This window comes from Paraburkholderia sp. Cpub6, from assembly GCF_014201065.1.
Lineage (GTDB): Bacteria > Pseudomonadota > Gammaproteobacteria > Burkholderiales > Burkholderiaceae > Paraburkholderia > Paraburkholderia tuberum.
In genome coordinates this window covers 122239-146080 of record NZ_JACHDM010000001.1, presented here as the reverse complement: position 1 = coordinate 146080, position 23842 = coordinate 122239, and the positions used below count along the sequence as shown (strand labels likewise).

The 23842-nt window shown below is 65.1% G+C and carries 20 protein-coding genes; 8 read left to right on the top strand and 12 right to left on the bottom strand.

Going from position 1 to position 23842, the window contains the following annotated elements:
* Positions 1-25 precede the first annotated feature (25 nt).
* The 3 genes from HDG33_RS00695 to hemC are packed head-to-tail and all read right to left on the bottom strand — an operon-like array spanning position 26 to position 4208.
* Complete coding sequence (locus HDG33_RS00695) at positions 26-1216, bottom strand: heme biosynthesis protein HemY (protein WP_184021221.1); 1191 nt, start codon at positions 1214-1216, stop codon at positions 26-28.
* Between the two features lie 2 nt (positions 1217-1218).
* The gene (gene hemDX, locus HDG33_RS00690) at positions 1219-3210 is read right to left on the bottom strand and encodes a fused uroporphyrinogen-III synthase HemD/membrane protein HemX (RefSeq protein ID WP_184021219.1); all 1992 of its coding nucleotides are present in this window, start codon (positions 3208-3210) and stop codon (positions 1219-1221) included.
* On the bottom strand, positions 3210-4208 hold the full coding sequence (gene hemC / locus HDG33_RS00685; RefSeq protein WP_184021216.1) for a hydroxymethylbilane synthase: 999 nt from the start codon (positions 4206-4208) through the stop codon (positions 3210-3212). The genes hemDX and hemC overlap by 1 nt, the downstream gene beginning before the upstream one ends.
* 546 nt (positions 4209-4754) lie before the next feature.
* Between hemC and ppc the strand changes: the two genes are divergently transcribed.
* The 6 genes from ppc (at position 4755) to HDG33_RS00655 (ending at position 13490) form a co-directional block, all read left to right on the top strand.
* Complete coding sequence (gene ppc, locus HDG33_RS00680; protein ID WP_184021213.1) at positions 4755-7994, top strand: phosphoenolpyruvate carboxylase; 3240 nt, start codon at positions 4755-4757, stop codon at positions 7992-7994.
* A gap of 164 nt (positions 7995-8158) precedes the next feature.
* Positions 8159-8971 carry a helix-turn-helix transcriptional regulator gene (locus HDG33_RS00675; RefSeq protein WP_090803503.1) on the top strand — a complete coding sequence of 271 codons (813 nt, stop codon included), beginning with the start codon at positions 8159-8161 and terminating at the stop codon, positions 8969-8971.
* 140 nt (positions 8972-9111) lie between these two features.
* On the top strand, positions 9112-10518 hold the full coding sequence (argH, locus tag HDG33_RS00670; protein WP_184021209.1) for an argininosuccinate lyase: 1407 nt from the start codon (positions 9112-9114) through the stop codon (positions 10516-10518).
* A 361-nt stretch (positions 10519-10879) separates the two neighbouring features.
* A complete protein-coding gene (locus HDG33_RS00665) occupies positions 10880-11413 on the top strand; it encodes a TonB C-terminal domain-containing protein (protein WP_184021206.1) in 534 nt (177 codons plus the stop codon).
* Between the two features lie 369 nt (positions 11414-11782).
* A complete protein-coding gene (locus tag HDG33_RS00660) occupies positions 11783-13090 on the top strand; it encodes an MFS transporter (protein ID WP_184021203.1) in 1308 nt (435 codons plus the stop codon).
* Between the two features lie 220 nt (positions 13091-13310).
* The gene (locus HDG33_RS00655; RefSeq protein WP_184021200.1) at positions 13311-13490 is read left to right on the top strand and encodes a hypothetical protein; all 180 of its coding nucleotides are present in this window, start codon (positions 13311-13313) and stop codon (positions 13488-13490) included.
* A gap of 34 nt (positions 13491-13524) precedes the next feature.
* Here HDG33_RS00655 and HDG33_RS37085 read toward each other — a convergent pair whose 3' ends face one another.
* Together HDG33_RS37085 and waaC are read right to left on the bottom strand one after the other, a co-directional pair.
* Positions 13525-13659: a hypothetical protein gene (locus tag HDG33_RS37085; RefSeq protein WP_260321106.1), complete on the bottom strand. Its 135-nt coding sequence runs from the start codon at positions 13657-13659 to the stop codon at positions 13525-13527.
* Between the two features lie 520 nt (positions 13660-14179).
* Positions 14180-15184, bottom strand: coding sequence for a lipopolysaccharide heptosyltransferase I (waaC, locus tag HDG33_RS00650; protein ID WP_090803495.1), 1005 nt, complete (start codon positions 15182-15184; stop codon positions 14180-14182).
* A 219-nt stretch (positions 15185-15403) separates the two neighbouring features.
* Here waaC and HDG33_RS00645 point away from each other — a divergent pair, with 219 nt between their 5' ends.
* Positions 15404-16840, top strand: a complete 1437-nt coding sequence (locus HDG33_RS00645; protein ID WP_260330276.1) for a chloride channel protein — start codon at positions 15404-15406, stop codon at positions 16838-16840.
* 224 nt (positions 16841-17064) lie between these two features.
* On the opposite strand, the gene minE is transcribed toward HDG33_RS00645, so the two are convergent.
* The 6 genes from minE to HDG33_RS00615 form a co-directional block, all read right to left on the bottom strand.
* Positions 17065-17319, bottom strand: a complete 255-nt coding sequence (minE, locus tag HDG33_RS00640; RefSeq protein ID WP_008922443.1) for a cell division topological specificity factor MinE — start codon at positions 17317-17319, stop codon at positions 17065-17067.
* Positions 17320-17333: 14 nt separating this feature from the next.
* Positions 17334-18149: a septum site-determining protein MinD gene (minD, locus tag HDG33_RS00635; RefSeq protein ID WP_184021197.1), complete on the bottom strand. Its 816-nt coding sequence runs from the start codon at positions 18147-18149 to the stop codon at positions 17334-17336.
* Between the two features lie 106 nt (positions 18150-18255).
* Positions 18256-19095, bottom strand: a complete 840-nt coding sequence (gene minC / locus HDG33_RS00630; RefSeq protein ID WP_184021194.1) for a septum site-determining protein MinC — start codon at positions 19093-19095, stop codon at positions 18256-18258.
* Between the two features lie 210 nt (positions 19096-19305).
* On the bottom strand, positions 19306-19839 hold the full coding sequence (locus tag HDG33_RS00625) for a GNAT family N-acetyltransferase (protein ID WP_090803490.1): 534 nt from the start codon (positions 19837-19839) through the stop codon (positions 19306-19308).
* A 91-nt stretch (positions 19840-19930) separates the two neighbouring features.
* Positions 19931-20716: a type I methionyl aminopeptidase gene (gene map, locus HDG33_RS00620; RefSeq protein ID WP_184021191.1), complete on the bottom strand. Its 786-nt coding sequence runs from the start codon at positions 20714-20716 to the stop codon at positions 19931-19933.
* A gap of 337 nt (positions 20717-21053) precedes the next feature.
* The gene (locus HDG33_RS00615) at positions 21054-21371 is read right to left on the bottom strand and encodes a helix-turn-helix domain-containing protein (protein WP_184022850.1); all 318 of its coding nucleotides are present in this window, start codon (positions 21369-21371) and stop codon (positions 21054-21056) included.
* On the opposite strand from HDG33_RS00615, the gene HDG33_RS00610 reads away from it, so the two are divergent.
* Entirely contained in the window at positions 21271-21606 is a 336-nt protein-coding gene (locus HDG33_RS00610) for a methyl-accepting chemotaxis protein (RefSeq protein ID WP_184022809.1), read from the top strand. The two genes, HDG33_RS00615 and HDG33_RS00610, sit on opposite strands and share 101 nt — an antisense overlap.
* Before the next feature lie 134 nt (positions 21607-21740).
* On the opposite strand, the gene HDG33_RS00605 is transcribed toward HDG33_RS00610, so the two are convergent.
* On the bottom strand, positions 21741-23132 hold the full coding sequence (locus tag HDG33_RS00605) for a hypothetical protein (protein WP_184021187.1): 1392 nt from the start codon (positions 23130-23132) through the stop codon (positions 21741-21743).
* Between the last annotated feature and the right edge of the window lie 710 nt (positions 23133-23842).

The window sequence follows — 23842 nt, the reverse complement described above, 5'->3', positions numbered from 1 at the left end:
TAGCGCATGGCCGAAAACGCCGAACTCAAGTCACGTTCATCGCCAACGCACTCTCGCGATAGTGCTGGCTCGCCTTGTCGGTATCGCCCAGCTGCTCGTGCAGACGCGCGAGCGCGCGATGCGAGCGGATCTTCAGCGTCTCGTTGTCGGCAAGCTTCAGCGCGCGTTCGAGGAACGACTGCGCCTTGCCCCACAACTGCTGATGCAGACATAGACGCCCCAGCGCGAACATCAGGTCCGCGTCTTCCGGCCGATCCTTCTGCCACGCCTCGGCCTTCTGGATCAGCGGCAACGCGTCGCCGCCGGCCGTGTCCGGATAGCGTCGCAACAGGCGCGCATCCCAGTTCTGCGCGAGCGCCTCCTCGACGATCTTGCGCGCCTCCTGCGGCCGGTTCAGCGCGACCAGCAGTTCGGCGGCGGTGTCGGCGAGGCGCGGCGAATGACGCTCGGTCGCCGACAGCGAGTTCCACAGTTCGAGCAGCGCGTCCGCATTGTGGCGACGATCGCGCAGCAGATTTTCCGCCGCCAGTTGACGCAGCCGCACCGCGACCGCCGGATGGATCGCCTCGCGCTTCTCCAGCGTCTTCACGAGCTTCAGCACTTCGCCCCAGTTCTTCAGCTGCTGCTGCGCACGCAGCATGATTTGCTGCGCGTGAATGCGCCGCGCGCCCTGCGATTGCATCTCGGTCAGCGCATTGAGCGCGCCGTCGGCATCGCGGCCGTCGGCGCGCATGTCGGCGGTGGCCATCAGGCGCGCGTCCTGCCAGTCGGCTTCGTCGATCTGCGCGAGCCATTCGTCGCGCCGCGCGTACTCATGCATGCGATGCGCGGCGGTCGCCGCGATCAAACCGGCCGCGCCCTTGTTGTCGCCATTCGTGAGCGCGTCCTTGGCGGCCTTTTCCGCGCGCGAGAAACGCCCCGCGTACAGGTTGCCGATCGCATCGCGCAACGCCGCGTGCGCCTTCGCGACACGCGCGCGTGCGCGGTACGCGGAGACGCGCTGCGGCATGCGCCAGATATTGCGGATGATGCGCAACAGCGCATAGAGCAGGATGAACAGCACCACCAGCCCGACGACGAACAGGTTCAGCGACATGTCGACGCGGTACGGCGGATAGATCAGCAGCACTTGCCCAGCGTCGAAGCGCCCGCCCACCGCGAGCACGACCGCGACGGCGAACAGCGCCGCGAGCCATAGGAGTCCCCGGATCGCCATGATTAACCCCGGTTCCGGTATTGATTGACGGCCTGCAGGCTCGTATCGAGGTTCGGCAGCTCGACCGCGGCCGAACCGGCGTCCACCTGCTTGACCAGATCGATGACCGTCTGCGTGTCTTTCGACGACGCGTCGAAGTAGCGCGTCAACGCGGACTGCGCCGCCTGCAGGTCGGACTTCAGCGTGGTCTGGTTGCGCGACAGCAGCGCGAGACGCGCCGACAGCAGACGCAGCTTCAGGTTCTCGCGCACGAAGTAGCCTTGATCCGGCGTGACCAGCATCGCGTCGGCGTTGTCGATACGGCGCACCTGCACAAGGCTCGTCAGCTGTTCGGCGATGCCGTGCGTGACCTCGTCGATCCACACTTCCCAGCGCGGCTTGCCGGTGGCCGCGGCCACCTTCGCGGTGTCGGCCCACGTGGCCGCATGCGGCGTGGCACGCGGAATCGGTGCTTCACCCGACAGCGGCAGGCCGTTCACGTGATCGATCGCGTTGTCGAGCTTGATCGCGAGGCCGGTCAGATCGGTGGACGGCGCGGCCTTCAGCTTGTCGATGTCCTGCGCGATCGCCTTGCGCACCGCGACCGCCTGCGGACTGTCCGACGCCGCGAGGCGCGTATCGGCGCTTTGCAACGCGAACAGCGCGAGCTGCGTATTGCCGGTCAGCTGCAACTGCTGGCTCGCCGCCGACAGCATCTGCCCGACTTCGGCGAGCGTCCAGTCGTCGCGATTGCGCGCGAGATCCGCGTATTGCTGTTGCAGCGCCTGCTGCGCGGCCTGCGCATCGGCGAGCTTGCCTTCGAGCTGCGCGACCTGCGAGTCCGATTGATGCACGGTGGCGAGCGCCTGGTCGATCTTGATGCGCAGCTCGTTGGTCTGCGTGTCGTTGGCCTGCTGACGCTGCGCGAGTTCCTGCTCGGTGCGCACCAGCTTGCGGTTCATCGCGAAGCCGCCCACGCCCGCCGCGCACGCGATGACCACGATGACCAACCACAGCAGCGGTCCGCTCGCGCTGCGGCGCTTTTGCGCTTCGTACGGCGTGAAGGGTGGGTTCGGCGGCAAGGCGGCGCTTGCTGGCGGCTGAGGTGAGGCGTTCGTGGATGCGTTCGTTTCAGTCATGCGTGGTTGAGCCGGGTTGGACGATACCGGTTGGACAACGGGAGGCACGGCGGCCGCGGCAACGAGGGCTCGGACTATGCGCTCGTCGCCCGCGCCGGACACCGTAATCCTATCAAAACCCAATGCCCGCGCGGTCTGCGCGATGCGCGGATGCGGCGTGACGAGGGGCGCGTGTTTGAGCTGCTCGATCTCGCCGGCGGTCAGATGTTCGTGCGCGAGTTCGTGCAGATTGCGTACGCCTTCGGAGCTGGTCAGAAGCCATGCGTGCGGCGTGCCCGCGAGCAGTTCGTGCACGCGCGCCCATGCGCCGATCGACGGCTCCGGCACGATGCGCCGGTAAGCGGCCACCGCGTCGACTTCGGCGCCGGCTTCACGCAGGCGCTCGCTCAGCCATTCGCGGCCGCCGTCGCCGCGCACGATCAGCACGCGCTTGCCTTCGAGGCCCGCGGCACCGAGTTGCGCCTCCAGCGCGGCAAACAGGCTCTCGGAGTCGAAGCTCGTCGATTCGTCGTCGGCGCCCGCCGCGGGGCTGATCACGCGATGCTCGGGCGCGCTGACGCCGTGGCGCGCGAGCGCTTGCACGCTGCCCGGGCCGACCACGCCGATCGGCAGCGCATGCGGCCAGATATCGTCCTGGCGCGCGAACGCGTGATCGACTGCGTTCGGCGACACGAACACGACGAGCGCGTAGCGTTCGAGCGACGCGAGCGCGGCGCACAACGGCGCGTCGTCGATGACGGGCGCGATGTCGATCAGCGGGAAGTCGAGCGACGCGAGTCCGGCTGCTTCGAGCTGTTCGACGAGTTCGCTCGACTGGCCGGCCGGCCGCGTGATCACGACCGTGAAGGGCGCCTTCTCGGGCGAGACGGCGGCCATCACTCGCTGGCCGCCGCGCCGGGCGCGGCCGCGGGACCGCTCGCCGTACTGAGCGCGCGGACGATGTCGAGGGCGCCCTGCTGCACGAGCGAGTGCGCCACTTCCTCGCCGAGCGCGAGCGCGCGCTCGACGGTGGGCGCCGGCGCCGACGCCTGCGCGCTCAGCACGCGCTGGCCGTCCGGCGTCGCGACGATGCCGCGCAGATGCAGCGCGCCATCGCCCCAGGTTGCGTAGGCGGCGAGCGGCACCTCGCAGCTGCCGCCGAGCACGCGCGATACCATGCGCTCCGCTTCGACGGCCGCCGCCGTGTGCGGATGATGCAGCGGCGTGAGCCATGCGGCGAGGTCCGCGCGATCGGAGCGAATCTCGATGCCGAGTGCGCCCTGGCCCGCCGCGGGCAGACTGTCCTCGGGATCGAGCAGCGCGCGGATGCGATCGGCGAGACCCAGCCGCTTCAGCCCGGCCGCGGCCAGAATGATCGCCGCGTAATCGCCGCGATCGAGCTTGGCGAGTCGGGTATCGAGATTGCCGCGCAACGGCCGCACGTCGAGATGCGCATAGCGCATGCGCAGCATCGCCTCACGCCGCAGACTCGAGGTGCCGACCACGGCACCGGCCGGCAGCGCGGCGAGCGAGTCGTACTGATTGGACACGAACGCGTCGCGTGGGTCCTCGCGCTCCATGATGGTGGACAGCGCGAAACCGGCGGGCAACTCCATCGGCACGTCTTTCAGTGAATGCACCGCGAGGTCGGCGCGGCCATCGGCGAGCGCGGCTTCGAGCTCCTTCACGAAGAGCCCCTTGCCGCCCACCTTCGACAGCGTGCGATCGAGAATCTGATCACCGCGTGTCGTCATTCCGAGGATTTTTACGTCACAAGATGGATATAATTTGTGCAGCGCACATCGCACATGCTCGGCTTGCCACATGGCAAGGCGGCTCTCTCGCGACGCAATCACAAGCGTGTGGGGTGGCGTGGAAAACGTCTCGGTGTTCATTAGCTTGCTGCTGGATGTCGGGATGGAATAACAATCAATGTTAGCACGCGCCCTCGTTCGCGCCCTTTGGTTCCAAGGCACGGCGAAGCGCCGTGCGCAAGCGGCATCGACGGAGGAGACGGGCTTCGCGTCATGCGCGAAGGCCCCCATTGCGCGTTGTCACGTACGGTCGTTCGCGCACTGCGCGGCGGCTTGCGGGATGATGCAATGCGGCGAACATGCTGAGGCGATGCCTGACGCGTGTTCGGTCCCAGCGCGGGCTGGCAGCCCGTGGCTCCTCTCTCCCTCGTCGGCGTCGCGCGATTCGGCAGCGCTCGTGTCGTTCCGCGTACGCGGTGCGGCACGCGCGGGCCCCGCTTCCAGTGGGTCGAGCAATCGCCGTGTACAGTCGCCGTTTCAAGTCTCCGTTGCAGTTGCACTAGCAGTCCGTCTTGTAGTCCGTTGCGTAGTCCCTGTTGCACGCAGTTCACGTTGCACTTGCTGGTTGCAGTTCCGCAGTCGCAGTTCATCAATCAACAGACCCTGGCTTCCCCGAGGAAACTCATCGTGACGTCTTCCGGATCGGCGCGCCCCGCCCGCCGCAACACTGCCTCGCCCACCGCTCGCCCGGCCGACGCCGCGGCGCCTGACGCCCTGTCCGACGTTGCCGCGCACGCCATCTCGTCGAGCGTCGGTCAACATGGCGACACGCGCGCCGACCAGCGCGCCAGGCGCCGCGCCCTCGCCGCTCGCGCCACCAAAGCCCCGAAGGCCGCGCAGACCTCGGTGCCCGTCAAGCAGGACAAGGCGCAAAAAGCGTCGAAAGCCGGCAAGGCCAGCAAGGCTGAACAGGCCGCGACGTCGGCCACCGCGCGCAAGCCGGCCAAGGCCAAGGTCGATGGCGACGCAACACCCCCGCGCGCCGCGAAACCGTTGAAACCGAAGGACCTGCCGCCGGCTGAGTCCGCCGCCGCGACCACCGCGAAGAGCGGCGGCCGCACGCGCGAGGACAAGGACCACCCGCTGTTCCAGGACATCCGCTATCTCGGGCGTCTGCTCGGCGACGTGCTGCGCGAGCAGGAAGGCGAGGCGGTGTTCGACATCGTCGAGACGATCCGGCAGACGGCAGTGCGTTTCCGTCGCGAGGACGACAGCGCCGCCGCGCAGACGCTCGACAAGAAGCTGCGCACGCTGACGCCCGAGCAGACCGTCAGCGTCGTGCGCGCGTTCAGCTACTTTTCGCATCTCGCGAACATCGCCGAGGACCGTCACCGCAACCGCCGTCACCGAATTCACGCGCTCGCGGGCTCGGCCTCGCAGCCGGGCACGATCGCCCATGCGCTCGAGCGGCTCGCCGCGGCTGGTGCCGCCGCGACACCGGTGCTGCAGCGGTTTTTCGACGACGCGCTGATCATGCCGGTGCTGACCGCGCACCCGACCGAAGTGCAGCGCAAGAGCATTCTCGACGCGCAGCACGACATCGCGCGGCTGCTCGCCGAGCGCGACCAGCCGCTGACGAACCGCGAGCGCGCGCACAACGAAGCGATGCTGCGCGCGCGCGTCACGTCGCTGTGGCAAACGCGCATGCTGCGCGACTCGCGTCTGACGGTCGCCGACGAAATCGAAAACGCGCTGTCGTACTACCGCAGCACCTTCCTCGAAGAACTGCCGGCGCTGTACGCCGACATCGAGGAGGCGCTGAAGGAGCATGGTCTCGAAGCGCGCCTGCCGCCGTTCTTCCAGATGGGCAGCTGGATCGGCGGCGATCGCGACGGCAATCCGAACGTCACCGCCGAAACGCTCGAAAACGCGATCACGCGTCAGGCCGCGGTGATCTTCGAGCACTACCTGGAGCAGGTGCACAAGCTCGGCGAGGAGCTATCGATGTCGAATGTGCTCGTCGGCGCGAGCGATGCGCTGAATGAGCTCGCGGCCATCTCGCCCGACCATTCGCCGCATCGCACCGACGAGCCGTATCGTCGCGCGCTGATCGGCATCTACACGCGGCTCGCGGCAAGCGCGCGCGTGCGCCTCGGCGAAGGCAGCGTGCCGCTGCGCAGCGCCGGCCGCGGCGTCGCGCCGGTCCGCGCGATCCCCTACGACGACGCCGCCGAGTTCGTGCGCGACCTCCACGTGCTGATGGATTCGCTCGCCGAGCATCACGGCGCGCCGCTCGCCGCGCCGCGTCTCGCGCCGCTCGCGCGCGCGGCCGAAGTGTTCGGCTTCCATCTCGCGAGCATCGATCTGCGGCAAAGCTCCGACATCCACGAAGCGGTGATCGCCGAGCTGCTCAAGCGCGCCGGTGTCGAGGACGATTACGCGGCGTTGCCGGAAGCCGACAAGCTGAACGTGCTGCTCGCCGAGCTCGCGCAGCCGCGCGCGCTGCGCGTGCCCTCCGCCGACTACTCCGAGCTCGTGAAAAGCGAACTCGCGGTGCTCGAGGAAGCGCGCATGACGCGCGAGAAGTTCGGCGCGCGCGCGGTGCGCAACTACATCATTTCGCACACGGAGACCGTCACCGATCTGGTCGAGGTGATGCTGCTGCAGAAGGAAACCGGCCTGTTGCGCGGACGCCTCGGCGACGAGCACGACCCCGCGCGCGCCGGCCTGATGGTGATCCCGCTGTTCGAGACGATCCCCGACCTGCGCAACGCGCCGCACATCATGCGCGATCTGATCGCGCTGCCGGGCATTAGCGCGCTGATCGAACATCAGGGCAACGAGCAGGAAGTGATGCTCGGCTACTCGGACAGCAACAAGGACGGCGGCTTCCTGACGTCGAACTGGGAGCTGTATCGCGCGGAGCTTGCGCTCGTGTCGCTGTTCAACGAACGCGGCGTGACGCTGCGTCTGTTCCATGGGCGCGGCGGCACCGTCGGGCGCGGCGGCGGCCCGACCTACCAGGCGATCCTGTCGCAGCCGCCGGGCACCGTCGACGGTCAGATCCGTTTGACCGAGCAGGGCGAAGTGATCGCGAGCAAGTTCGCGAATCCGGAAATCGGCCGGCGCAATCTGGAAACCGTCGTGGCCGCGACGCTCGAAGCGTCGCTGCTGCCGCACGACCACACGTTGGCCGAGCTGCCGGTGTACGAGGAAACGATGCAGCAGCTGTCCGATACGGCGATGGCCGCGTATCGCGCGCTCGTCTACGAAACGCCGGGCTTCAAGGAGTATTTCTTCGAGTCCACACCGATCGCGGAGATCGCCGAGCTGAACATCGGCAGCCGCCCCGCGTCGCGCAAGCTGCAGGATCCGAAGCAACGCAAGATCGAGGATCTGCGCGCGATTCCGTGGGGCTTCTCGTGGGGTCAATGCCGGCTGCTGCTGACCGGCTGGTACGGCTTCGGCAGCGCGGTCGCCGAGCACCTCGACAGCGCGCCGTCCGACGCCGAACGCGCGCGCCGTCTCGCGCTGCTGCAGAAGATGCACAAGAGCTGGCCGTTCTTTTCGAACCTGATGTCGAACATGGACATGGTCATCGCGAAGACCGACCTCGCGGTCGCGTCGCGTTATGCCGCGCTCGTGACCGACAAGAAGCTGCGCAAGCATGTGTTCGAGCGCATCGTCGCCGAGTGGGAGCGCACGTCGAAGGTGTTGTCGGAGATCACCGGCAAGAGCGACCGGCTCGCCGAGAATCCGCTGCTCGCGCGCTCGATCAAGAATCGCTTCCCGTACCTCGATCCGCTCAATCACCTGCAGGTCGAACTGCTCAAACGCTATCGCGCGGGCGACACGAATGCGCGCGTGCGGCGCGGCATTCATTTGAGCATCAACGGGATCGCGGCGGGGTTGCGCAATACCGGTTGAGGTTGCCGCATTGGCAGACAAAAGCCGGGGGTGGCCGACGCAGGTCACACCCGGCTTTTCTCATTGCGCGAACCCTGCCGCTACAATAGAGCCCGCCATGTACCAGTACAAGTCCGGCAATTATTCTGGTATCTCTATTACCCCCTCCACGCGCAGCCGATAGCATGACGACGCCGTCTTCCGCCGATCACCCGCCGCCGCTCGACGCCACCCCGGCCCGCGCGCTCGGCGACTTCATCCGCGCCCATCGCGAGCGGCTGTCGCCGCAGGCGGTCGGGTTGCCGCCGGGGCCGCGTCGCCGCACGCCCGGTCTGCGGCGCGAGGAAGTCGCGCAGCTGTGCGGCGTGAGCCCGACCTGGTACACGTGGATCGAGCAGGGCCGGCCAGTGTCCGCTTCCGCCGATGCGCTCGCGCGCATCGCGGTCGCGTTGCAGCTGTCGCGCGCCGAGCGCGCGTATCTGTTCGAGCTGGCCGCGCAACGCGATCCGGCCGAGCCCGACCCGGCCGCCGCCGATGCGCCCGCTACGCTGCTGCAAACCGTGCAGCTCATCGACACGCCCGCCTACGTGCTCGACCGGCAGTGGAATGCGCTTGCGTGGAACGAGCGCGCGGCCGATCTGTTCGTCGGCTGGCTCGACGGCGCGCACGACCGCAACCTGCTGCGCTACACGTTCACCGAGCCGGCCGCGCGCGCGTTGATCGTCGATTGGGAAACGCGCGCGCGGCGGCTCGCCGCCGAATTCCGCGCCGACTCGATCCGCCATCTGAACGATGCGCCCACACGTGGGCTGATCGATTCGCTGTCGGCCGCGAGCGACGAGTTCGCACGCTACTGGGCCTCCCAGGACGTCGGCGGGCGCGAAGGTGGCAGGCGCGAGTTCAACCATCCGCGCGACGGGCGCATCGTGTGTGACCAGATCACGTTCAAGCCCGCGCATCGCGAGGATCTGAAGCTCGTGGTGCTGGTGCGCGAATAGGCCCGCGATGGGCGGCAGCGCTTTGGCCGCCCTCACCCGGTGTTAAAATCTTCGTCTTTCTTCGCTGCGGCGGCGCTCTTGCACGATTCGCGCACTCGCGTTGCCAGCCTCTTCACCGCTCGTTTTTACCGCCCAACACCATGACGTCCCAACTGCACAAAAAAGGCGAAGCCTGGTCGGCCCGCTTCTCGGAGCCGATGTCGGAACTCGTCAAACGCTACACGTCGTCGGTTTTCTTCGACAAGCGTCTGGCGTTCGTCGACATCGAAGGGTCGCTCGCGCACGCGTCGATGCTCGCCGCGCAGAAGATCATTTCCGCCGACGACCTCGCCGCGATCCAGCGCGGCATGGCGCAGATCAAAGGTGAAATCGAGCGCGGCGAGTTCGAATGGCAGCTCGATCTCGAAGACGTGCACCTGAACATCGAAGCGCGCCTGACCGCGCTGATCGGCGACGCCGGCAAGCGCCTGCACACCGGCCGCTCACGCAACGACCAGGTCGCGACCGACATCCGCCTGTGGCTGCGCGGCGAGATCGACCGCATCGGCGAGCTGCTCACCGAACTGCGCGTGGCGCTGCTCGAGATCGCGGAGAAGAACGCCGCGACCATCATGCCGGGCTTCACGCACCTGCAGGTCGCCCAGCCCGTCACGTTCGGCCACCATCTGCTCGCGTACGTCGAAATGTTCTCGCGCGACGCCGAGCGCATGATCGACTGCCGCAAGCGCGTGAACCGTCTGCCGCTCGGCGCGGCCGCGCTCGCCGGCACCAGCTATCCGATCGACCGTCACGCCGTGGCGAAGACGCTCGGCTTCGACGGCATCTGCGCGAACTCGCTCGACGCAGTCTCCGACCGCGACTTCGCGATCGAATTCACGGCCGCCTCCGCGCTCGTCATGACGCACGTGTCGCGCTTCTCCGAAGAACTGGTGCTGTGGATGAGCCCGCGCGTCGGCTTCATCGATCTGGCCGACCGTTTCTGCACCGGCTCGTCGATCATGCCGCAGAAGAAGAACCCGGACGTGCCCGAACTCGCGCGCGGCAAGACCGGCCGCGTGAACGGCCATCTGATGGCGCTGCTCACGCTGATGAAGGGCCAACCGCTCGCGTACAACAAGGACAACCAGGAAGACAAGGAGCCGCTGTTCGACACCGTCGATACGGTCGCCGACACGCTGCGCATCTTCGCCGAAATGGTCGCCGGCATCACGGTCAAGCCGCAGGCGATGCGCGACGCCGCGCTGCAAGGCTTCTCGACCGCGACGGACCTCGCCGACTATCTCGTCAAGCGCGGCCTGCCGTTCCGCGACGCGCACGAAGCAGTCGCGCTCGCGGTGCGCGTGTGCGCCGATCGCGGCTGCGATCTCGCGGACCTGACGCTCGACGAAATGCGCGGCGAACTGCCGAACGTCGCGCATCTGATCGGCGACGACGTGTTCTCGTATCTGACGCTCGAGGGCTCGGTGGCGAGCCGCAATCATCCGGGCGGCACCGCGCCCGAGCAGGTGCTGGCCGCGGTGAAAGCGGCGCGTGCGACGTTGAAGTAATCGACGCCCGGGCAGCGCCGTGAGCCTCAGCTTGCGGCGTGGCTGGTTGAACCGGATCGAAAAGGCGGACCCGTTTGGCGGGTTCGCCTTTTTTATTGCCGCGTTTGAATGGCGAATCGAAGGCAAAAGAAAGCCCGCCAGAAGCGGGCTGAAAAGACTTCCACCGATACCTCAGCAAGAGGCCATCAAAGTGTAGGCGGGTTTCGCTCGCCGACCAATGCGCGCACATTTCCGGCCATTACAGCGGAAAGCAAAGCGCCTCAGCGGGGCACGCACGATGACATCCGGCGGGCGAACGCCAATTGAATCCCGGCAGTTTTTGACTACCATTCAATCAGGTTCTCCTCGCGGTTCGTCGACGATGCTCTCTCGCACTTCTCCCCCTCCTGTTTCTCACCGTGTGGCTCTGCGCTCCTTCACGGCCGCTCGCATGCATCGGCTATCGCTCGCCGCGCTCGGTGTTGTCGCCGTGGCCGGTTGCACGATCACACCGCTGACGCCGCACGAAACCGTCAGCACACCGGTGGCCGCGATCAACAGCGCGACGCTCGATCAATATCGCGACGCGGTCGCACGACGGATCGTCGAGCGCAATCCGTCGTATGTGCTCCAGGGCAGGCCTCAGCCGATGCTGCGCTCGCTGGTGGTGGTGTCGTTCACGGTCGATCGTTATGGACACATCGTCGAGTCGTCGGTGTATCGCACGAACGGCGACGACGAAGCCGAAAGCACCGCGCTCGCGACGCTGCGCCGCTCGGCGCCGCTGCCGCTACCGCCCGGCAAGCTGCTGAACGGCCGCGGCCAGCTCGAGCTGTTCGAAGACTGGCTGTTCAACGACAACGGCAAATTCCAGCTGCGCGAGCTCGCTTCGCCGCAAGCGGAAACGTACGACTGAGCGCGGTTGGCGCGTGCGCTGACACGCACCGCCCAGCGCATCCGCGCATGGGTCGGCCACGCGCGAGCTACCCGAGTCATCGCGCATAACTCATAAAGCCGCCCTCGTTGCCGCGCAAACTTACGCCGCCATTGCTGCGCGACGAGCGCGCTCGCTATAATTTTCCGATTCCCCGCGCCGGAGCCTTCCGGCATGGCTCACGCCGTCCGCACACCCGCCGGCGCGGCGCATGAGCCGACTGCAGTGCCGCGCCGCCACCCCGCGTGCGGCGCCCAAACCTATACCTCAACGAGAATGCCGCCCTTGCGCGCCGCCTGTCTGCGAAGCACGGCTCAGCGCGCCGCGGCCTCATACAATTGGAGACCCTGCATGTCCACTTCGCCGATTTCCGCCGCTCAGCCCGCAAGCGGGCAAAACAGTAGGGCGCGGATCATCTTCGCGAGCTTCATCGGCACCGCGATCGAGTTCTACGATTTCTATGTCTACGCGACCGCCGCGGCGCTCGTGATCGGACCGGTATTCTTCCCGCATGGTTCGGCCACCGCGCAGGCGCTGTCGGCGTTCGTCACGTTTGGCATCGCGTTCGTCGCGCGACCGATCGGCTCGTTCCTGTTCGGCCACTTCGGCGACCGCATCGGCCGCAAATCGACTCTGGTTGCGTCGCTGCTCGTGATGGGCCTGTCGACCACGCTGATCGGCTTCGTGCCGGGCTACGACGCGATCGGCAGCGTCGCGCCGATCCTGCTGTGCGTGCTGCGTTTCGGCCAGGGTATCGGCCTCGGCGGCGAATGGGGCGGCGCCGCACTGCTCGCCACCGAAAACGCGCCGGCCGGCAAACGCGGCTGGTTCGGCATGTTCCCGCAGCTCGGGCCCTCGATCGGCTTTCTCGCGGCCAACGGTCTGTTCTTCGCGCTCGCAATGTCGCTCTCCGACGAGCAGTTCCGCAGCTGGGGCTGGCGCGTGCCGTTCATCGTCAGCTCGGTGCTCGTCGCGCTCGGGCTGTACGTGCGGCTGAAGATTGCCGAAACGCCCGCGTTCCAGGTAGCGATCGAGCGCAAGGAGCGCGTGCGCGTGCCGATCGCGACGCTGTTCTCGCAGCACTGGCGGCCAACCGTGCTCGGCGCGCTCGCGATGGTGGTCTGCTACACGCTGTTCTACAACGCGACGACGTTCTCGCTGTCGTACGGCGTCGGGTCGCTGCATATTCCGCGGCAGACGTTCCTCGGCCTGCTATGCATCGCGGTCGTGTTCATGGCAATCGCGACGCCGCTGTCGGCCCGTGCGAGCGATCGCTTCGGGCGTAAGCCGGTGCTGATCGTCGGCATCATCGCGGCGATCCTGTCGGGCTTCACGATGGCGCCGCTGCTCGGCAGCGGCGAGCCGTTGCTCGTGCTGCTGTTTCTCGTGATCCAGCTGTTCCTGATGGGCGTGACGTTCGCGCCGATGGGCGCGCTGCTGCCGGAACTGTTTCCGACCAACGTGCGCTATACGGGCGCCGGCGTCGCGTACAACCTCGGCGGGATTCTCGGCGCGTCGGTCGCACCGTATATCGCGCAGGTGCTCGCCGCGCACGGCGGCTTGGCGTGGGTCGGCGCGTACGTGTCGGTCGCCGCGGCCGTGAGCCTTGTCGGCGTGCTGTGCATGCGCGAGACGCGTGATGAGAGTTTGATGAAATGACGCAACGCGCATCGACGGAACAACGCTTTCGTCGATGCGCGTTTGCCGAGATTCGATCGATGCTGCACCCGCGCAGTTTTTACGCGTCTGCGGCAGCATGCAGAGAGCATTATTTCCTCGCTGTTTCCGCGGCCCGGCCCGGGTAAAACCCCCGCCTTGCGGGTCCTTTTGACTTGCCTATACTCCCTGACATAACCCTATAAAAAACGGGGAGATCCGCATGAACGTCCATCTTCACAATGCCGATATCGTGACGATCATCGCGCTGGCCTTGCTCGGCTCGCTGCTGCTCGCGCTGCGCTTCCGGCCGACGACATGGAGATCCATCGTCGTCGAGGCGCTGGCCGCGAACGCCGCGGCCATTGCCGCGGTGGTCGCGTTCGAAATGCTGGTCGCCTGAGGCTGGTGCTCCGGGCCTGAGCACGGCGCGCGGCTTAGCGGTAGTAGTAGCCGTGATGGTAGTAGCCACCGCCGCCGTAGTAATAGCCCGGCGCCGGCGCGATAACGCAGCCGCCGAGTGCCGATGCGAGCAGCGTGCCGGCCACGAGAGTCAGGATCAAGCGTTTCATGTTGTTCTCCATCGAGTCAGATTGATTCGAGCGCAAACCCCGAATGACCCGATTGGACACGATGCGCGCCGCAGCGAACGTTGCCATTTGTAAGGGAACATCACCGAGCTGTTACAGGACCGGCGCGCTGGATCGGCGCGTTCGATCGACCGCCCCGCTGCCGCCAGATCGCGCCACCATGGCGGAAAACACCGGCTATACTCCGTTGAGCGCACTGTCGCGATAGAAACCTTGCTGGCCGCGCCAGCGTCGCCGCAATCGAGCGGTTCGACGCGCGCCGTGCGAGCCTCGACGCACCGCGGCGTATCAGCTTGCCGCCCAGGCGCCCGCGCATCGGACGCTTCGGCGTCCAACGAAAAGCGACAGTTTTAACAGACATGTAATCGATTCCTCTCCGCCCGCTGTTCCCCGACACGGGCGTTCTTTGAGGCGCGACGATGCAGTCCCCGCCAGCAAGGGTGGACTACGCATCGCGCCTCTTTTCTTTTGCGCAAACGATTGCGCGAGCGCGCGAACGAACTCAGGCGGCGGCTGATCCTTGCTGCATCGCGAGCACCGGCTCTGCCGCGTACACGTAGTCGATCGCTTCGAGCGCCGCGCTGATGGGCGGCACCGAGTCGCCGTCGCCGATCGAGGTCGAGCGATACGGCGCCTCGACGCCGCAATGCGATGGCGACGTCGCGACGAAGATCATCACGGTGCGCTTCTGCAGCGCATGCGCGAGGTGCACGAAACCCGTATCGGTACCGACCACGAGCGCGCACGCGCCGATCATCTGCGCAACTTCGGTCACACTCAATGGCGGCAGCACGGTCGCGCCTGGCACCTGCGCGGCGATCTGCCCGGCTTCGGCAAGCTCACCGTCCGAACCCCACGGCAGCACCACACGGAAACCGCGCTCGCTCAACTCGCGTCCAAGCGCCGCCCAGTGCGTGAGCGGCCATTTCTTGTCGGCTTTCGAGGTGGCGTGAAAAAGCGCCGCGACAGGCGCGTCCTGCGTCGCGAACGGCTGCGGGACGGTTTCGGGTAGCTGCAGGTCGTAGATGGGCGGCCCTTCCACTTCGTAGCCGAGCGCCTCGCTGGCGCTGATGCGCATGCCGTGCCACGCGCTGCCTTGCGGACGTGGGCCGAAACGCCCGGTGTAGGCGAACGCCGCGCCACGCTCGCCCAGATCCAGGGATTGATAGCCGATGCGCCGCGACGAGCGCGCGAGGAAGGCGATGATCGCGCTCTTGTAGACGCCGTGAATGTCGATGATGTAGTCGTAGCGATACGCGCGCAGCTCGGCGATGGATGCCCAGATCGCCTTCAGATCACTCCAGCGACGCGCCTTCTTGAAGCGGCGCAGCGGCGCGCACAGCACGCGATCGACGCCCTGGCTCCAATGCACGACCTGCGCGAATGCTTCGTCCGCCGCCCAATCCACCTGAACGCCAGGAAATGCGCGTTTGATGTCGGCGACGACTGGCAACGCCTGCACGATATCGCCTAGTGACGTGACCTTGACGATAAGTATTCGCTTCATTGAGGGTCTGTTCGTTGTTCGAAGTTGAACTATTCTAGCTGACGTCTTTACCGATCCCCGGCCAAACGGCCGTTGCGCGCGGTGCGATTCTCAATACGGCACGTTACAGCAAAAAATATCCGCCTGATGATTCACTTCACTTCATTATTTCAAACATCTTTCACGTATTCTTGTCGGTCCCGCGCGCTTTATACTTGCCCCTTTGCACGAATCTAATTCATGTCCCGGCCCTTCCCTTCCCGTTCGCCAGCTGTCATGCGTCGCGCGAAACGCCTGTGGCGGCAATACGGCATCTTCTGGCTCGGTGCCATCGCCGTCGGCCTGGTCGCGGTGCTGTACGCGCGTCTGATCGACTGGGGGTATGACGCGTTTCTCGATGTCCGGCAGCGGTATGTGTGGGCGCCGCTCGTGATCACGCCCGCGGTTGCCGCACTCGCGGTCTGGCTCACGCGCAAGTTCTTTCGCGGCTCCGAGGGCAGCGGCATCCCGCAGGTCATCGCAACGCTGCACACGAAACAGCGCGGATACGGCACGCGGCTGCTGTCGCTGCGAATTCTGCTCGGCAAAATCGGCGTGTCGTTTCTCGCGATTCTCGGCGGCTTTACGATCGGCCGTGAAGGACCGACCGTGCAGGTCGGCGCCGCGCTGATGTTCAATCTGCGCCGGTTCTATCCGCGCTCGAATGCGCAGATCGAACGGCAGCTCGCGTTGGCGGGCGCGGCAGCGGGTTTGTCGGCGGCGTTCAATACACCGCTCGCGGGCGTCGTATTCGCAATCGAGGAATTGACGCGCAGCTTCGAGGCGCGCACGAGTGGCGTGCTGATCACGGCGATCATCATCGCGGGTGTCGTCGCACTGGGCCTGAACGGCAACTACACGTATTTCGGCACGATCCAGATCGGCGCGCATTTTCCTGATCTGCTCGCCGTCGCGGTGGTGCTCACCGCGATCGTCACGGGAATCGCAGGCGGTATCTTCTGCTGGCTGCTGCTCAATACCGCGCGCTGGATTCCGGAGCCGCTGCGTCAGTTGCACGGCGAGCGGCCGGTCGCGTTCGCCGCGCTGTGCGGCTTCGCGATCGCGGTGGTCGGCGTGATCTCGGGCGGCACGACGTTCGGCAGCGGCTATACGGAAGCGCGCGGCCTGCTCGAGGGACACGAGCAGTTGTCGGTGTTCTATCCGTTCCTGAAGATGATCGCGATGGTCGGCTCATACCTGCCGGGCATTCCGGGCGGCATCTTCGCGCCGTCGCTGTCGATCGGCGCGGGCTTCGGCAATCTGCTGCACATGGTGTTCGATTCGATGCAATTGCCGATGCTGATCGCGCTCGCGATGGTCGGCTATCTGGCCGCGGTCACGCAGTCGCCGATCACTTCGTTCGTAATCGTGATGGAGATGATCGACGGCCACGCTCTCGTGATTTCGCTGATGGCCACCGCGTTGATCGCGAGCCGAGTGTCCCGCCTGTTCGCGCCGCCGCTCTATGAGTCGCTCGCCGAGCGCTACGTGGCGCCGCTGCCGCAGCCCACGCCTGCGCCAGTGCCGGAAGTGCCCGAGGTCGAGGTGCCGGAAGTGGAAAGCGAGGACGGCGAGCCGAGCGCCGACGATGCCGCAGACGACATCACGACGGATACCTCCGACTCGCCGCGTCAGTAGATGCGCGAGGGCGACGCGAGGCTGACGTTGCGCGGGTAACGGCACCGCTGGAGTGCAACGGTTCATTTCGACCGGGAAATGGCGAGCGCCGTGGAGATGCGAAGAGACGGCTTCAGACAGAAGCCAGACGACGAGCCGAACGTCGCACCGCATCACGTCGCTGCGACGCGACGCCCTGCGACGTCCTGCACATGATGCGAGATGGACCGCGGTCCATCCGAAGCTCAGGCCTGGGGTATTTCGATCTTGACTTCGAGCACTTCGAGATCGTCCTGACGCTCGAGACTCACGCGTATGTCGTCGTCGGAAATCTTCACGTACTTCGAGATCACGGCCACCAGTTCGCGTTGCAACGCAGGCAGATAATCGGCGGGCGCATGGCCGCCGGCGCGCTCGTGCGCGATGATCAACTGCAGGCGTTCCTTCGCTACCGACGCGGACTTCTTTTTCTCGCCCAGCAAAAACGAAAGAATCGACATTACGTGCGCTCCCCTTACTTGGTGCCGAAGAGGCGCTGCAGCAGCCCGGGCTTCTGGTAATCGACAAAGCGAAGCGATTTCTGCTCGCCGAGGAAACGCGACACGACGTCCTTATAGGCTTCGGCCACATCGGTGCCGTCCATATGCACGGCCGGCAGACCCTGGTTCGACGCGTGCAGCACCGCTTCCGATTCCGGAATCACGCCGATCAGATCGATGCGCAGAATTTCCTGGATGTCGGTCAGCGACAACATTTCGCCTTCGCTGACGCGCTTCGGGTTGTAGCGGGTGATCAGCAGGTGCTCCTTGATCGGCTCCTTGCTTTCGATCGCGCGCTTGGTCTTCGACGACAGGATGCCGAGAATGCGATCGGAGTCGCGCACCGACGACACTTCCGGGTTCGTCACGATCAGCGCTTCGTCGGCGAAGTGCATCGCAAGCAGCGCGCCCGACTCGATACCGGCCGGCGAATCGCAGACGATGTATTCGAAGTCCATCGCGATCAGATCGTTGATGACCTTCTCGACACCTTCCATCGTCAGCGCGTCTTTATCGCGCGTTTGCGAGGCCGGGAGGATGAACAGGTTCTCGCATTTCTTGTCTTTGATCAGCGCCTGATTCAGATTCGCTTCGCCCTGGATCACGTTGATCAGGTCGTACACGACGCGGCGCTCGCAGCCCATGATGAGGTCGAGGTTGCGCAGGCCGACGTCGAAGTCGATCACGGCGGTCTTGCTGCCGCGCAACGCGAGGGCCGACGCAAAGCTCGCGCTCGTGGTCGTCTTGCCCACGCCACCCTTGCCCGAAGTCACCACAATGATTTTTGCCATTACCCTTACCTTGTGTTCGTCAAATGCGTCAATTGGTGCGCGGCCCGCCTCGCCGTGAAACGCCGCGTGCCGCAATCGCTCGGGGCAGCGCGCGTTTCGCGGCGCTTTACGTGAGCCGCAGCGGTTCGATCATCAGCTTTTCTTCTTCGAGCCAGATCTGCACCGGCTTGCCGAGCACGTCGGCCGGCAGCGGGTTCTCGGTCGTTCGATAGATGCCCGCGATCGAGATCAGTTCCGGTTCGAGACACGTGCAGAAGATGCGCGCGTCGTGATTGCCCTGCACGCCGGCCAACGCCCGGCCGCGCAGCGGCGCGTAAATGTGGATGTTGCCTTCCGCGATCACCTCGGCGCCATAGCTGACCAGACCGAGCACGACCAGATCGCCTTTTGCGTAAATACGCTGACCCGAGCGCAACGGCTTGTCGACCACCGTCGTTTGCGGCGACGTGGCAAGACGCACCGGCTCGGCGGCGGGCGTGGGTTCGACGGCGGAGGCAGCGGCCGTGCCCGTGGCCGCGCTGGCGGTTGCGGATGCAGAGCTGGCGGCCGCGCTCGTGCCCGCGCTTGCCTCGGTGCCTGCTGCCGCGTTTGCCGTGCTGTCCTCATCGGCCTGCTTCGCCGGCGCGCCGCGGCGATCGCGCGCTTCGAGCAACGGCAATCCCGACTCCGTCACCCACTGTTGCTCCGCATTCGCGACCACGCCGACCGGACGCATGCGCACGCTGTCGAGCAGTTGCGCGATGTCGGCGAGCGGCACGCGCTCGTTGCCGGCGAGACGCCGCACGTCGATCGCGACGACGTCGTTAGCGAAGAATTCGGGGGTCGCCTCGAAGCGTCGCGTCAGCTCGGCACGCATCGCATCGAGGTCGGTCGTTTTGACCACGAACATCAGCGTGTCGACAGAGCCGCTGCGCAGTTCGAAAAAGGGCGATTTCTTGGGCGACATAGCGTTCGGCGAAAAATTTTGCGTATTTTACAGGCGTACAAGCGCGCGGCCACTATTTTTCCCGGGAGAATCGGTGCTCGCGCGCGCGAGCGCAACGCGTGTCGTCGATGCGATCGACGCGCGACGGTGCGAAAGAAACGTTGGCGGGAAAAAGACCGTGATGAAGGGACGGCGAAGACGAGCGGCGCGCGCGACGCGCCGCTTGGGCGATCACTGCTGTAACACCTGCGAAGTAGTCGGCACGTGCCGCACCAGCAGACTTTCGACCTGCTCGGGTGCGCGCTCGACGCGCCGGTGCTCGCCGGTCGGGCCAAAGCCGAGCGCTTCGTAAAAGCGCATCGCGTTGCGGTTCGCGTCGGCCACCCACGCGTAGATTTCCGTGGCGCCCGCATTCGCGAGCCAGCTGCTCGCGGTATCGACGAGCAGCTCGCCGCCGCGCAGATGGCGCACGGCCGGCGCCACCCACAACTCGCAGACGAACGCGCGGCGCGCCGCGGTGTCGTCGAAATGCGCCTCGATCAGCCCGGCCGGATGACCCTCGGTATAGAGCAGGAATGCACCGACGGACTGCGAAACCGCGTGATTCGCCGCGGTCGCGTCGAAACTGGCGGCATCGGCCGACAACGCGTCCTCGAGCGTCGCGCCGAAGGCGTACGGCGCCTCCCGCAGCGAGGCAGTGCGGAGTTCGCGAAAAACGGCGCCCTGATCAGCAGTGATGCGGCGAACGGTCAATGACGGACTCATGCAGACGAAACCCCTGGAAACCCTAACGCGTAGCTTTAACCGAACCGGCCGGCGAGTCAAATTTATTATTGACCGGAATATGCGGTCCCGCTCACGGCGCGTCGTAGTCGCCCGTGCCGTCCGGCCACGGCGTCAGCAGTTCATAGCCGTCGTCGGTCACGGCGACCATGTGCTCCCATTGCGCCGACAGCGAGCGGTCCTTCGTGATCACGGTCCAGCCGTCGCGCTGTACCGACGTGCCGGCGCGGCCCGCGTTGATCATCGGCTCGATCGTGAAGACCATGCCCGGCTTCAGGCGCACCCCCTGCCCCGGCTGCCCATAGTGCAGCACCTGCGGGTCCTCGTGATAGACCTTGCCGATGCCGTGCCCGCAGTAGTCGCGCACGATCGAGAAGCCCTCGCGCTGCGCGACCTTCTGGATCGCGTGGCCGACGTCGCCGAGCGCCGCGCCCGGCTTCACCTCGCGGATGCCGGCCACCATCGCCTCGTAGGTCGTGTCGATCAGCGCACGCGCGACCGTGCTCGACTGGCCGACGCAGTACATGCGGCTCGTGTCGCCGAAATAGCCGTCCTTGATGATCGCGACGTCGATGTTGATGATGTCGCCGTCCTTCAGGATCTCGTTGCGATTCGGGATGCCGTGACACACGACATGATTGACCGACGTGCAGACGGTCTTCGGAAAGCCCAGATAGCCGACATTGGCCGGAATCGCTTTCTGCGTGTGGACAATGTAGTCGTTGCACAGCGCGTCGAGGTCGTCGGTGGAGACGCCTGCCTTGACGTGCTCGCCGATCATTGCCAGCACATCGGCCGCGAGGCGGCCCGCAATGCGCAGCTTCGCGATATCGTCGGGAGTCTTGTAGGTAATGGCCATGAATTCAGTCGATGTAAGTCGCGGGTCAAGCGCGAGATGACCCGCCGCGCCCGAAAGCCCGGCGGCCCGCAACCGCCGCTCGATTGGGCGATTTCGGGCAATTGTACAGAGGATCGCGGATGGACCCCGCGCAAATCGGCTGAAGCGGTGCGCGGGAGAAGGCGGTGGCGCTAGCGGAGCTATGCCGTGGCGCGCGCCCGAATCATAATGACGGGCTTTTGCTCGGCCAGCTTGCGGGCCTGCTCGTTCAGATGGACTGGCGGCAAAGGGACTCGAACGATCATCGAGCCGGACATCGTGATCGTTCAGTTTCCCGAACTAAAATTCGGGCGTCCCGTCATGCCGCCCGCTCCGTTTCGCCCCTCGCCATATCGTACGGATCACGCTGATTGCGGGCGTACTGCTTCGGCGCCATTGCCGACCAGCGCCGGAACGCGCGAATGAATGCCTTCTCCGACGCATAACCGACGCTCTCGGCGATTTCGATCAGACGCCGCCGCGGATCGCGCAGCGCGACGCTCGCAAGGTACATGCGATAGAAGGTCAGATGCCCGATCGGCGTATCGCCGACCAGCTCGACGATTGGCGCGCTGATCGCCGATTCGACGTCAAGCGTCGAACGCGGCGCGGGACTCGTCGAAGACGCGGGCGGCACGATGCAGCAGATCGAAGCGGCGATCGCGCGCGTGACCAGCATCGTCGGTGACATTGCGCAGGCGTCGCGTGAGCGGAGCGATGCGATTCAGCAGGTGGGCATCGCGATCACGCAGATGGACGAGGTCGCGCAGCAGCATGCGGCGCTCGTCGAGGAAAGCGCGGCGGCCGCCGCGTCGCTCGCGGAACAGGCGCGGGCGTTGAGGGAGGTGATGGAAGGGTTTCAGGTGGGATGAGACGCCCGTCCCCTCGCCTCGATACGCTGAAGGCAAGGGTTGGGCGCCGCTGTCAGGCCCGGCGACGTGCTGCCCTTGACACCGGGCGGCATCGACCACAGACGTGCGGGCCTGCTTACGTCGATATCCGCGGCTCAGTTGTCGGGATGGGCCGCCGTGAAGCTTTGGAACGCACTGTACGACGGATTCAACGGCGAGCCGTTCATCATGATGCCGAAGGTCTCGTTGCCGCTATCGAGCACGTAATACATGACGGCCTGGATATTGTGCGTCTTGCGGTTCTGATAGAACTCGCCGAGCTTCGTCGTGATGTAGTTCCCACGATAGGTCTCGTTTTGCTCCGGTCCGGTGTTCCACTCGGTGATGATGAACGGCACGCCATACCGGGCCTTGCAATAGATCGGCAGATCGAAGCCAGGTTGGGCGCCGTCCGCACCGAGGGAGAACACATCGCCATACACCTCGTAGTTGTGCCACGTGGTGATGTCCCAGCGCACGGTCGGGTGACCGCCGCTGCCATCCGGCTGATTACCGTCCCACAGCGCGTCCGCCGCGCCGACATCGTTCACGCAGAAATTGATGCCGCACTTCGCGTTCGACTGAACCGCTTTCACGCCGTCGATCATCCCGCGCATCACGCCGCGCATCACCGGCCAGTTCGCGTTGTTGAAGTCCGCTGCCTTCGTGCCCGCAGCGTTGAAGTCGAGCACGGTGGCGTTCGTGCGCGTCAACTCGTTGCCGCATTCGTAAATGGTCACGCCATAAGGTTTCAGTGCGTTCGCGACCGACTGCGCTACCGCGTAACCCTGGCTGTAAGCGGCATTCTCGCCAGCCAGCAGGTTGCCGCTGGAGTCGTAGACGCCCTGGTCGATCAGCGCGACCAACGTCATGCCCGCCGCCTGGAAAGCCTGTGCGAGCCCGATCGCCGCGTTCAGCTGGGTCGCATTGTTGTTGACGCCGACGCGATAGCTCGTGCAGCCCATGCCCTTCAGGATCGAGACGATCTGCTGGGGCGTGTACGTGTAGTCGAAGTGGCCGTTCATGCCATAGAACATGCCGGCCTGCGGTGTGATCGCGATGCGCGGATCGTTGCAATGCAGCCATAGGTTGGGGACGTCCGCAGTGACGTAGAACTCGCCCCCCGTGCCGCAATGCCAGATCTTGCCGCCGTAGAACAACACGAGCGACACGTTGTACGTGATGCCGAACGTCGCGCCGTTGCGATAGATGACGCCGTTGGAGAGCGTCCACGTCGCGCCGAACTGGTCGATGATGTACGGCGCGGAAGGCAGTGAGGTGCCATCGGGCGACATGTTCGGGACACTCGCCTTCGCGACCGGCGACGTATTGTCCGCGGTGCTGGAGGTAGCGGACGCACCCGAAGCTGCCGCGGCACCGGAAGCACCGGTCGCAGCGGCTGCCTTGCCACTCGCGTTCGATGACCCACTGCCCCCACCACACGCGGTCAAAAGATAACTTGCGCTCAGGGCCGTCAGGCCCCCAATGAATTGACGTCGTTTTATCATCGCGGAGTAATTCCAAATGTCGGGAAAATTCCCGATAAAAAGACCAAAAGGTGGATTCGCTGTGATTCGACGGACAATGAATAAGGATTCGATGCAAATGAATTTGCAGGCCTTAAAGACTATTGTCCCGAAGTGCTTTGAACGCACGTCTGTGTTGTCCGATTGAACCGAGGCGCGCGAAGGTGCTCCTCGCGGTGGTTCAGATTGACAGGGCTGGGTGCGCGTTGGTTCGCAAACGTTTGCGGTGCAAACGTCTTACTGATCAATTGCCGAAGCTTTCATTTTCAGGAAAATTCTTCCTGTAAAAGCTTCTGACGGCGTAAATCGTACCCTGAACGAATGACCGAGCCCAACCAAAAATCGTATTTATTTGTAAAAAAGGGCAGATCTTGCGGAGATCCGTGGGGTCGGCGAAGATTCGCACTTTCAGAAGTCGATCGGGGGGCGGGTCGCCCGCAAATTTTCTGACTTCGACCCCTTATAGCGTGCAATAGCCACGCCCCGAATATGTCCCGTATATGAATTAGGGGACAGTGCAGCACGGATGACTTAAGATATTTGTATGGAAATGAGATGAAAAAGACCACGAGCAACGAATGGCTTATGTAAAAAATTGAAACAAAGGATTTCGCCAAAATAGAAATGATGCTTGAATAATTTCGAATTGCCTTGGCAAAGCCATTCGAGAACTCAAAGCAAAAACCCCTTGA